At 43.2% G+C, this 11,909-nt stretch carries 10 protein-coding genes; 3 read left to right on the top strand and 7 right to left on the bottom strand.

Annotated elements, in window-relative coordinates:
- Window positions 1-179: 179 nt before the first annotated feature.
- Window positions 180-1,316, bottom strand: coding sequence for a non-hydrolyzing UDP-N-acetylglucosamine 2-epimerase (gene wecB / locus RCG24_RS19220; RefSeq protein WP_202653255.1), 1,137 nt, complete (start codon window positions 1,314-1,316; stop codon window positions 180-182).
- A gap of 227 nt (window positions 1,317-1,543) precedes the next feature.
- Between wecB and zupT the strand changes: the two genes are divergently transcribed.
- On the top strand, window positions 1,544-2,362 hold the full coding sequence (gene zupT / locus RCG24_RS19215) for a zinc transporter ZupT (RefSeq protein ID WP_202653244.1): 819 nt from the start codon (window positions 1,544-1,546) through the stop codon (window positions 2,360-2,362).
- Window positions 2,363-2,605: 243 nt separating this feature from the next.
- On the opposite strand, the gene RCG24_RS19210 is transcribed toward zupT, so the two are convergent.
- Both RCG24_RS19210 and RCG24_RS19205 read right to left on the bottom strand, forming a co-directional pair.
- Window positions 2,606-4,144: a YifB family Mg chelatase-like AAA ATPase gene (locus tag RCG24_RS19210; RefSeq protein WP_308077777.1), complete on the bottom strand. Its 1,539-nt coding sequence runs from the start codon at window positions 4,142-4,144 to the stop codon at window positions 2,606-2,608.
- A complete protein-coding gene (locus tag RCG24_RS19205) occupies window positions 4,129-4,692 on the bottom strand; it encodes a transposase (RefSeq protein WP_308079215.1) in 564 nt (187 codons plus the stop codon). The genes RCG24_RS19210 and RCG24_RS19205 overlap by 16 nt, the downstream gene beginning before the upstream one ends.
- Window positions 4,693-5,158: 466 nt before the next feature.
- Between RCG24_RS19205 and RCG24_RS19200 the strand changes: the two genes are divergently transcribed.
- A complete protein-coding gene (locus RCG24_RS19200) occupies window positions 5,159-5,437 on the top strand; it encodes a hypothetical protein (RefSeq protein WP_308077776.1) in 279 nt (92 codons plus the stop codon).
- Window positions 5,438-5,548: 111 nt separating this feature from the next.
- Here RCG24_RS19200 and RCG24_RS19195 read toward each other — a convergent pair whose 3' ends face one another.
- The 4 genes from RCG24_RS19195 to RCG24_RS19180 all read right to left on the bottom strand — a co-directional run bounded on the left by RCG24_RS19195 (window position 5,549) and on the right by RCG24_RS19180 (window position 10,886).
- The gene (locus RCG24_RS19195; protein ID WP_202651747.1) at window positions 5,549-5,989 is read right to left on the bottom strand and encodes a ferritin-like domain-containing protein; all 441 of its coding nucleotides are present in this window, start codon (window positions 5,987-5,989) and stop codon (window positions 5,549-5,551) included.
- 450 nt (window positions 5,990-6,439) lie between these two features.
- Entirely contained in the window at window positions 6,440-7,699 is a 1,260-nt protein-coding gene (locus RCG24_RS19190; RefSeq protein WP_202651749.1) for a dicarboxylate/amino acid:cation symporter, read from the bottom strand.
- A gap of 132 nt (window positions 7,700-7,831) precedes the next feature.
- Window positions 7,832-8,668 carry a YitT family protein gene (locus tag RCG24_RS19185; protein WP_308077775.1) on the bottom strand — a complete coding sequence of 279 codons (837 nt, stop codon included), beginning with the start codon at window positions 8,666-8,668 and terminating at the stop codon, window positions 7,832-7,834.
- 202 nt (window positions 8,669-8,870) lie between these two features.
- A complete protein-coding gene (locus RCG24_RS19180) occupies window positions 8,871-10,886 on the bottom strand; it encodes a bifunctional 2',3'-cyclic-nucleotide 2'-phosphodiesterase/3'-nucleotidase (protein ID WP_308077774.1) in 2,016 nt (671 codons plus the stop codon).
- A gap of 404 nt (window positions 10,887-11,290) precedes the next feature.
- Here RCG24_RS19180 and RCG24_RS19175 point away from each other — a divergent pair, with 404 nt between their 5' ends.
- Window positions 11,291-11,863 carry a 3D domain-containing protein gene (locus RCG24_RS19175; protein WP_202651753.1) on the top strand — a complete coding sequence of 191 codons (573 nt, stop codon included), beginning with the start codon at window positions 11,291-11,293 and terminating at the stop codon, window positions 11,861-11,863.
- Window positions 11,864-11,909 lie beyond the last annotated feature (46 nt).

Raw genomic sequence — 11,909 nt, 5'->3', positions numbered from 1 at the left:
CAATACACGAAAAAACTCCTGCTTACCATAGACCACAAACGGAAACAATTCTAGGACTTAAGACTGATTTTGCCGTCAGGCACTATGTGAATTTTTCACATGGTGCCTGACACCGTCCGTGGACACAATTCCACCCCACACGGACACATAAAATGGAAACTAGTGCCTGGCACCTATGCTTAGAAGTCGTTCGGTCTTGTATTGTTAACACCAAAGTGATAGAGGATGGCGTTGACGATCCGTTTAGCGGCATGACCGTCTCCATACGGGTTGGAGGCTTTGGCCATTTGGTCATGGGTTGCTTGATTGGATAAGAGTTCATCCGCAAGTCTAAAGATGGTTTCTTCATTTGTACCGGCTAGTTTCAGTGTGCCTGCGGCAATTCCTTCGGGACGTTCGGTTGTGTCACGCAGAACTAGCACAGGAACCCCAAGCGATGGTGCCTCCTCCTGAATACCGCCGGAGTCGGTTAATATCAAATAAGCTCTTTCGGCAAAATTGTGAAAGTCAATCACATCTAACGGTTCTATGAGGTGAATTCGACGATTGTTTCCAAGGACCCGTTCGGCAATTTCCCGTACTACCGGGTTCATGTGCACAGGGTAGATAACCTGGGCATCCGGATACTTTTCTACCAGCCTCCGGATCGCGCGGAACATATTTTCCATCGGTTCCCCAAGATTTTCTCTGCGGTGAGCTGTCATCAAGATTAAGCGATCGCTGCCGATCTGTTCCAAAACGGGATGTGAGTATTGTGCCTTCACGGTCGTTTTTAACGCATCGATAGCCGTATTTCCAGTTATAAAGATGGCTTCTTCTGGCTTATTTTCTTCTACTAGATTTCGCTTTGCCTGAACTGTTGGCGCAAAATGCAACTCTGCTAATACTCCTGTCAACTGCCGGTTCATTTCTTCGGGGTATGGCGAATATTTGTTGTGAGTTCTAAGTCCGGCCTCGACATGCCCAATTGGGATCTGTTGATAAAACGCCGCTAAGCTGGCCACAAACGTTGTCGTAGTATCACCATGAACCAGCACAATATCGGGTTTTACCTGTGCAAAAACATCACTTAGCCCTTCTAGGCAACGGGTTGTTATCTCTGCCAGTGACTGTCTTTCCTTCATTATATTTAAATCATAATCAGGGGTTATCGCAAAAATATCCAGCACTTGGTCTAACATTTGACGATGCTGCGCCGTCACGGTTACAATCGACTTGATTTTATCTGGATATTTTTCTAATTCCTTTACAAGCGGGGCCATTTTAATCGCTTCCGGCCTCGTCCCAAAAACCGTCATTACTTTTAACGGGTTCATATTCATAAGTACCTCCAAGTGAATCTCCTTTTTTAAAAAAATATCGGTGAGACTTACTAACATGATAACAAATCTGTAGTCGCAGGGAAAAGTAATTCGCGGCTGGAATACCTAAATTTACTGATAAAATGTTTCTCCGAGGAAACATTTCTACCTCTAGGCATATACAATATAAATACAATATTGCGTTCAATTCATTTCTTTGCATTTAAAGGAGTGACATAAAAGTGTCTGAGAATCTTCTTTTAGCATTTGGACTAACATTATTTGCCGGCCTCTCTACTGGGATTGGCAGTTTGCTGGCCTTCTTCACCTCACATACCAATACGAAATTTCTCTCTGTCACCCTCGGTTTTTCCGCGGGTGTAATGATTTATGTATCAATGATTGAGATTTTTGTTAAAGCGAAAAATGCCCTCATCCATTCGCTGGGACCAGGGCCTGGAAACTGGGTAACTGTGGGCGGATTTTTTGCCGGAATGCTTTTGATTGCCACCATTGACAAGTTCATCCCAAAACAAAGCAACCCGCACGAGCTGCGGACTGTCGAAGATATGAAGTCGCCCGGTATGACAGAAAAGTCGGATAAACAGACGGATCTGTTAAAAATGGGTACATTTACCGCGCTGGCCATCGGCATTCATAACTTCCCCGAAGGAATCGCCACATTCACTTCGGCACTGCAAGATCCTAAGCTCGGGATTGCCATTGCCGTCGCGATTGCCATCCACAACATTCCAGAAGGGATTGCCGTGTCCGTTCCTATTTATTTTGCCACTGGCGATAAAAAAAGAGCTTTTAAACTTTCATTTTTGTCTGGATTATCAGAGCCAATCGGGGCCTTCGCCGCCTATTTGTTCTTAATGCCGTTTTTAAATGAAGTGATGTTCGGGGTTATTTTTGCGGCCGTTGCCGGAATCATGGTGTTTATCTCGCTCGATGAATTATTGCCCGCTGCAAAAAGATATGACGAAGCCCATCTATCAATCTATGGTTTAATTAGCGGAATGGCCGTGATGGCCCTGAGTTTATTATTGTTTATTTAAAAATGTTAAATAGAATCGGGGGGCTTTCCTTTAATAACCATATTAAAGACAATTTGCTGATTTCAAGGCTGGTTTGTCCTTTAAAAGCTTGATTAAAGACAATTTCCTCTGTTTCACAGGTTCGTTTATCCTTGACCTAATGAAAAACAATTTTCTTTTGAACGCTACTGATTTTTCTTTTAATGAGAATCTACTTATATAAAAATCCAAATAAATCCAAAGTGTCCGCCCCACGTGGACAAATTAGTGATTTTGTCCACGTGCGGTGCCTGACACCGAATTTAATTTGATTGCTTCAGAGATGCTTTCGTCGCTGATTTGCGATCCTCGTTCATCGGAGAGGTCGGAGATGGTGCGGGCGAGGCGGATGATTTTGATTTGGGTGCGGTTGCTCCAGTCTTTTTGATAAAGCAGCTGTTGTATCATGCTTTGCTGCTCGGGAGTCAAGGGACTTGCTTTTATCAATTCATCATAGGGCACCCTGCCGTTGGTAATTTCCCTGCCAAATCGCTCGTATTGCCTTTGCCGTGCTGCCTCTACCCGCTTCCGCACCATCTTGGACGACTCTTCCAACCGTCGCCCATCTCCGCCGGCAATCCCCAGATCCACGGACTTTAATGAAAGTTGGATATCAAAGCGATCCCGTAAAGGCCCTGAAATCCTGTTTTGATAAGCAAGTACTTGCCTCGCTGAACAGATGCAATAATGCGAATTAGACCCGGCATAGCCGCAAGGGCAAGGGTTCATGGCTGCCAGCATGATAAACGAGGCAGGGTATGTAATCGTGGCGTGAGTTCGACTGATAGTAATGTCTCCATTTTCTAAGGGCTGGCGCAGCATATCTAATGTTTTTTTCGAGAACTCGCCTATTTCATCCAAAAATAATACGCCATGATGGGCAAGCGATATTTCACCAGGTTTTGGATATTGACCACCGCCAATAATCGACACACCCGAGGCAGAGTGATGCGGATTCCGAAAGGGCGGCACGGCCGTCGACAAATAGCTTATATGTGCTAATTGATACAGACTCATTACTTCAAGCTGGGCTTTTCGGGTTAAAGCAGGCAAAATGGTCGGCAAACTCCAGGCCAGCAAGCTTTTTCCACATCCTGGTGGCCCTGTCATCAATACGTGATGTCCGCCTGCTGCCGCTACTTCTAAGGCGAACTTGGCGTAGGAATGTCCAATAATTTGTTGAAAGTCGGGATAATCCCCCCTTTCATCCATTTGCTCCACCGCATTCGGTTTTAAAAAATGAGGTGGAATCCACTGTCCGGATAAGTGCCCGATAACATCCTGCAATGAGTGAGCAAAAATAAGTTCTACCCCTACAACATCAAGCGGTGGCAATTTTTCATCGAATGGCAGATAAAGCCTTTTGAGACCTACCTTTTTCGCCGCAAGTACTGCTGCAAGCATCCCTTCAACCGGCTGAAGCGATCCGTCCAGCGATAATGCCCCGATAAAGCCAGTATCTTCCGCGACTGCTCCTTCCAGCTCATGAAGGCTGATTAAAAGCGCAATCGCCATCGACAGGTCAAACAATGAACCCATTTTCTTTTGATCAGGCGGAGAAAGGTTTATGATAATTCTTTGTCCGGAAATGACATAGCCCAAGGAACCGAGAGCAGCCCTTATCCTCTCCTTCGCTTCTTTTACTGCCGCATCGGGCAGCCCGACAATTTTAAACGAATCCGCTCCTACACAAGTGCTTACCTCTACACGAAGGCGATAGCCTTCCATTCCTTTTAAGCCAATGCTACTTACCTGCGCCCACATATTGGTTCCTCCAAACTTGCCAGATAAAGCTTATTATTTTTCCAAATCAGCCTGTCCGTCGGCAAGGCTTTCATATATTGTTGATAATGCAGGGAAGGCGGATCGGGAAAGGAGGAGAGAAGCCGATTGGGGTCAATAAGCGGGATCGTTTCGGCAAAAGCGTAGGCTCGATAACTGCTCCAAGGATAATCTTCTGGCGCTGAAACGATTCCTGCTGCTACTGGATTGAGGTGGATATATTTGCTGACATCAATCTCGTATTCTAGAGAATTGAGCAGTTCCGCACCATAACGCTTGTCGAATACATGACCGGAATAATCATATTTTTTATTAAAATACTTGGCATATTTTGTGTTGAGATGCTTCATGATGGGGCTGAGCGGGGTATCGATTGTTTCAAGCTGCAGGTGAATGTGGTTAGTCATTAAGCAATAACTGTAGAGAATAAAAGGGTGTTTCATCATCGTTTCTTCCAGCAGTGAAAGATACATTTTATAATCTTGATCCGCTAAAAACAATGAACTCCTCCTAATTCCTCTGGATGTCACATGAAACTTCGCACCTTCAAACCAAATTCGAAGATTACGAACCAAGGTCAACAACTCCTTTATTAAAAAATATTGGATGAATCATCAAGGTATGGTGAATTTATTTTGCCCGTGCTAAAGTCGCGGAATTGCAGAGTGACACAAATTAACAGGCAGCTGGAAAGGATTACCGACAGTAAGTTTACGGAGTGATACCAATTGACATAAAAAAACAGGCAGATGTGAAAGCGGGTTGGCACATTGGATTTTTCAAGTTTTGTCTGGGGGCCTAACCATTCTACTTTATATCATTATACAAGGAAAACTTTCGAAAATGGTAAGTTCAACAAACTTTCACAAAGCCTTCGCCTTCTGATCAAAATTCAGTCAATCAAGAAACGAAAAAACGACCAAGCCAAAACACCTATATGAAGTATAAAAAGGCTCTGGCGCTAATATTTATTAGTATAGCTTTCAAAGAGGGGGGATGTCTCTGAAAAGTGTTAGACTGATTCAACGGATTATCGGTGTTCTTCTGCTAGCGGGTGGAGTTTATCTTATTTTTGTAACACAAGAGTTCTTTGGCACTATATTAATTATCCTGGCATTATTGATAATTCCAAGTGTTAGCAAAAGGGAAAGCTCCAAACATAGCACCAATGATTCTCATGACGGTTACAATGAGCGAGCCTATGATAACGAAGACTCTGATGGAGGCGGAATTTCGGATGGAAGCAGTAATTCCTACGGAGGCGACAGTGACTGAATTTAAATGTTATCACGTTAAACAATTTGTAAACACAATTATTTTTTCACAAAAAGTCAACAGCCCTTGTTTGGTTAAATAACCGACAGAACAAGGGCTTTTTTAAATGATTCACTTTGCTTTTTGAAAAAAATATAAGAACCATACTGCGTGATTTTGTTCATCAATTGCTGCCCTGTGGAAAGCCCCTTTTATGAATTGATCGGTCGCTGCATCCGCAATTTCCATATAAAAATCTACGGTTTTTTGCTCATCTTGGAGTGCAAATTCCAAACCGTTACGATAATGACCTGGACATTGCTCGACAATTTTTGGCTGTGGCTGCCTACCAGTCAATTGGCGGTAAATCCGGACAAACTCCTGATAATGTTTAATCTCGTCCTGCCGGATCTCGAGAATACGCTCTCGTTCTTTTTGATTAGGAGCTAAATTTGCCAGCTTTGCATAGCAATCAATTGCACTATACTCACCATTGATCGCTTTTTCAATATCACCGACAAATTTGTTGGTTTGCCTGTATATAGCATCGTAGTAATTGGTGAAGGGATACATTAGGCGACACCTCCTATTTTTCTGATTCGTAGTATTATACGCCGAATCAGCCTACTTGTGCTAAAAAATCCGGTAGTGATTTCTCCCCCATTTTCACTGCCTATTATTATTCATAGTTTCATTACATATAAAAATTCCTGTAAGACGGCCTCCAAATATAGTGATATTTCCCGGGAAACTTACAGCCTTCGGCAAAACAGCTTTCAAAAAACGCAAAATCAACTTGATTAGGTTGTAAACTTGAAACAACTAATCTGAACCATTGCTGGAAACAAACCAAAAAATGCTGCAAGAACCTAATGTCCTGCAGCATTTTTTTAAAGCTATAAGAATTATGGTAAAAAATGTGTCCACCGTACGCGAACAAATGTCCACGAATGGTGTCAGGCACCAAAAGAGCTACAAAAATGCACCAAAAAAAGCACTAAAAAGTGGGCGCTACAAAAGCAATTAAGCACTTCCTTGGATGGCTTTGGTTATCCACTTTTTCCCTTCCACAAGTCTTGTTACCATTAAAGCGGTGACAGTGTTTCCAGTGGAATTGAGGAGAGTCGCTGGCGCGTCGATGATCGTGCTGATGACTGCGATAATCGGCAGGGTTTCCGGCGGGAAGCCGTATACACTGATAATTAGCATCTCGCCTATCATGCCTCCGCCTGGAATCGCCCCCATGACGGCCCCAACCAAAAAGGCAACCCCAAGGATACTTAAAATACTCGAAATGCTGGTCATATCTTTGCCAAACAGGGCAAATAAGAACACAATTTTTAGTACACCGCCGAAGACAGAGCCGTCCTTATGAGTGTTGGCACCAAGCGGAATAATCGTCTCGGCGATATCCTGGGAAACCCCCATTTTTCGAACGGCCGCTAGGTTAACCGGAATACAAGCTGCACTTGAACAAGTTGCGATCGCCGTGACGGATGGGGTAATAGCATTTTTCCAAAAAATCTTCACTCCGTCCCTGCCGCCAGCTAGAAAGGCGTATAGGGTAAAAAATCCAAAATAATAAATCACAGTTAAAATTAAATATAAGACAAACGAGCGGGCATAGCCCTCCAAAATTTGCGGTCCCAGCTCGCCAATTACAGCAGCAAAGTAACAGCCGAGGCCAATTGGCGCATAGTACATCACCATGCCGACCATCTTCATGATGACGGTTGTCGCTGATGATAAAAAGTTAGCGACTGGTTTTCCCTTCTCACCAACAAGCGCTGTTGAAACGCCAAATAGCAGCGCAAACACAATAAGTTGCAGCATATTGCTTCGTGATAACAACAGATTAAAATCAGACACTGTAAAAGTGTTGACCAATTGACTGAGAACAGGCACATGTTCCTGTTTTGCATCTACAGCTGCATCCGTCATGATCTTCTTGATCGCTCCGATATCAGCAGATTGAATCGGGTGAATGATGGAAGCGCCGATTAACCCAAGCACTGCTGCTACCAACGCGGTCGCCAGGAACACAAGCAAAATACTGCCCATGATTTTTCCCAGCCGCTTCATTTCATGCATATTGGCAATCGCTGATGCAATGCTGAAAAACACCAAAGGGACAATGATCATAAACATCAAATTAAGAAATAAGTCCCCAAACGGCTTAACCACGGCAGTTTTGGTTCCAAAAATCAGACCAGCTGCTCCGCCAATAACAATTGCCCCGAGCAAAATAATCGTGAAACGGTAATTTTTAAAAAATGATTTCATTGATACCACCGGCTTTCAACATCTAATGTTTGATTATTACCATTCACATCATACTCGAGATTAACCACAAGGTAAATCCTCTAGAAAAAGCTTTCGAAAAATTGTTAAAATAACATAGGCAGCCAATTTTACTTAAACAGCCTTATAGCCTTTGCCCATCATCTCGTGAACGCTATGGACAGTGACATACGCATGCTCGTCTATCTCGCGGATAATATGTTTCAATTGAACGATTTCCTGTTTATTTATAACAATATACAGTACTTTTTTGTCTTGACCGGTGTAACCTCCACGACCGTCTAAAACAGTGAGTCCACGTGACATTTTTTCCGTGATATTGGTCAGCACCTGCTCAGGCTCATTAGAAATGATTAACACCGCAACTCGTTCATCCAGTCCCTCAACAATGAAATCAATTGCTTTCGCACCAATATAAACTACCAACAGGGTGTACATCGCTTTTTCCAAGCCGATGATCAACACAGAAGCTGCTACCACAGTAACATCAAGAATTAACATTGCTTTGGCGATACTCCAGCCAAAATATTGGTTCGCCAGCTGGGCTAAAATTGTTGTTCCTCCCGACGTTCCCCCGGAGCGAAAAATCAGCCCCAGACCAATTCCTACTAATAAGCCGGCAAACACTGAGGCTAGCAGTGTATCTTCTGTTAACCGCCGGCCCGCGCCTTCTGTTAAAAACAAAAAGAGGGAGCAGGCAGCAAGAGAGATCAGCGTATAAACAAACGTTCTTTTGGCAAAAAATTTATAACCAAGTCCAATCAGCGCAGCATTTAAAGCGAAATTCACCACCCCTGGTGACCAATGAAATAAATAGTGGGTAATAATTGTAATCCCTAAAACGCCACCCTCCGAAAGCCTGTTTGGAATGGTAAAAAAATTGACCCCAAGCGCAAACACCAGCGCCCCAATAAAAATCAACAACATATCCTTCAACAATCGCTTCATCATAAGCCGTCCTATACAAAATATTTTTTCCCTAATATCATACAACAACTGTGGGTGTCAGGCACCACAAAAAGACACTTTCCTCATTTTGTACACCTGGAGAAGACACTTTTCCATTTATTGTGTCCATCCCAGGTGGAATTGTGTCCACAGACGGTGTCAGGCACCTTTCAAAAGGAACCCATCGAAGGCTCCTCATCATGGACTATTGGTTAAGGTCTATTGAATATTTGGCGAAGCCGTTGTTTGATGGTCCGAGGTATTGGATATCTTTGTATAGGTTGACATAGTTTTGCGCTTTTGGTGATGAGTAGAATGTCGTTATTGTTCTGCCTTTGATTTTCGCGATCGACCAGTTTTGGTCGGCAGAAGGATTGAGCGTGTTGTTCCTCTGGATATAGCTGGCAATAATCTGTCGGCTTTCGACTGGTGTTTTTACAATGATCTCTCCCTGCTTAACTCCAGGAAAAATGGTGCTTGAAGCGCGGTAGTTGTTAGTCGCCACAATAAACCGCTGCTCTCTCGTTACCGCCCTACCCTGATAGGTAAGATTGACAATTCGTGTGTTATTCACATTCAGGACATTGCCATTAACGTCGTATTTTGCCGGCTTCGTCACATCAATTTGGTATTCTACCCCATCCATAACATCAAAATTATAAGAACGGAAATCAGGATTGATTAATTGCTGCTCCTCTGTTTTCCCAGGATCAATTTGATTGAACTGGCCCGCACTCATCTCCAGCCAATCTTTCAGTTGGGCGCCATTCACCAAAACCGCATAAAGCAAATTTGGATAGACATATAGATCGGCAACATTTTTAATTGCCAAGCTGCCTTTCGGGATATCCGTATAATAATCGGCTCCCCCGCGGCCGCCTGCTTTGAACGGTGCTGCCGCAGACAACACAGGAATACTGGCATATTGGCTGAAAACTGGGTCCCTCAATTTTTCCTGCAAATAATCGGTCTGGGCATTGTTCAAAATTTGCACCGAAGGGTCGTCTTTAACAAGTGCAAAATAGCTGAAGATTGGTGCGGTTGTTTCGCCGACAGCCCGATTGACATAATTAATCGTAGCTTTATGCTCTGGTAAAATTGCCTTCATTAATTTCTGATCAGTCGCTACTAGAGAGTATCCTTTTTCATCAGTAATCGGCCTTAATGAACCGCTCCCGTCAACGACCTGCCACTTTCCGTGTTTCTTCTGTAATTGCAAGTCGACCACTCCCAGATGACTGCCAAATGCCCCGGGCATCACCACTGGTTTACCGTTGATCGTGCCTTTCTCCAAATCCGTGTGAGGCAGATCCTTATATTTTGGTCCTGGAAAGGTATTGTGCTGATGGCCTGCTAAAATAGCATCAATATCCTTAATTGTTGATAAATAATACGCAGCGTTTTCCATTCCTGGCTGGTAGGTTTTGGCGCTAATCCCCGTATGGGCCAAGGCAACGATGACATCGGCCCCGTTCTTTTTCATGATTGGAACCCATTCCTGCGCCGCTTCGACAATCGATTTTGTGATCACTTTCCCTTCCAGGTTCGCTCGATCCCATTCACTTATTTGCGGCGGTGTAAAGCCAATTACTCCTACCTTAAGGATGTGCTGTTCTCCCTGTTCATCTATGACTTTCTTTTTCAGCAGGATATATGGTGGAAAGTAAGGTTTATTTTTTCCATGAGGAACGTTGGCATCTAGGATATTAGCATTCACGACAGGCATTTGCGCCCCTTTAAGTGCCTCAGTTAAAAAATCAAGGCCGTAATTAAACTCATGGTTACCTAGAGTAATGGCATCATAGCCAAGCAGATTAAATGCGCGGTAAACCGGATGAACGTAGCCCTTTGTTAGTCCTTTGTTTTCGGCTACATAGTCACCGAGAGGATTGCCTTGAATGTGGTCGCCATTGTCAAACAACATAGAGTTTTTCACTTCATTTCTGGCTTGCTTGATGAGAGTTGCTGTTTTAACCAAACCAACCTTGTTATCCTCTTTTGTCTGGTAATAGTCATAATTCGCCAAGTATACATGGAGATCCGAAGTCTCCAGCAAGCGCAGCTGCACCGTACTATCACCACCATTGATTTTATTACCACTGCCACTACCGAAACCAACACGTCCGGCAGAACCCTTCTCAGCCGCTAATACCTCAGTTGGACCCAACTGCATCGCTATGAAAAAAAGCAAAACCACCACCACCAAAAGCTGCTTCTCCAATGTTAAAAATCCTCCCTTTATAAAAAAAGATGCAAACAAAGTCTATTATTTGTAATAAACAGGAGAATATAACTTGGTGTCAGGCACCATCCATGGACACAAATCCACCTGAGACGGACACAAAAAATGGAAAATTGTCCTCCCCAGGTGGACAAAATGCGGCAAATGTCTTTTTGTGGTGTCAGGCACCATGTGAAAAATTCACATGGTGCCTGAATACCTTGGATTATTGCGCGTATTAAGGGGAGGTTTGGGCTGGCAGGGGGGTTCTTACTCTAGCCAGCGGAGATATTAATGGAAATTATTACTGATTTGAAAATATTTTGTCACGAAACTAGTAAACTACTGAAATAATCCTGTAATACTAGTATGTTATCGTTTTAAACATAGAAAGGGGTTTGAATATGAAGAAATTCCTCCTAACATTTGGTTTAGCAGGTCTTGTTTTATTGGGAAGCAATCACGCAGCTTCAGCCGCTACCAATACATATACCGTAAAAAGCGGGGACTCACTTTACCGAATAGCCAAAATCTATAAAACTTCGGTAAACAATTTAAAAAAATGGAATCACCTTAAATCAAATATAATTCATCCTAAGCAGAAATTGGCCGTCTACAGTTCGACTAAATCTGCATCTAAGAAAGTACAAAAAGCTTCAACAAGTAAGTCGAAGAAATCAAAGGTTATCAGATCAATGACGGTTACGGCAACTGCCTACACAGCCAGTTGCAAACGCTGTTCAGGAATTACAGCTACCGGTTTAAATCTCAGAAAAAACCCGAAGCTGAAAGTAATATCTGTCGACCCGCGCTTAATTAAATTAGGAACAAAGGTATATGTGGAAGGCTATGGTTATGCCGTTGCAGCTGATACTGGCGGTGCCATGCGTGGCAAAAAAATTGATGTCTTCATTCCATCCAAGAAGAAAGCACTTCAATGGGGAAGAAAAACGGTAAAAGTAAAGATTTTAAAATAAAATTATTAGACACAAAAGCCCCAGGTGATAGGGAAATCACCTGGGG

Source organism: Neobacillus sp. OS1-32 (assembly GCF_030915425.1).
Taxonomy (GTDB): Bacteria; Bacillota; Bacilli; order Bacillales; family Cytobacillaceae; genus Neobacillus; species Neobacillus paridis.
This window is presented reverse-complemented; position numbering and strand designations above follow the sequence as displayed.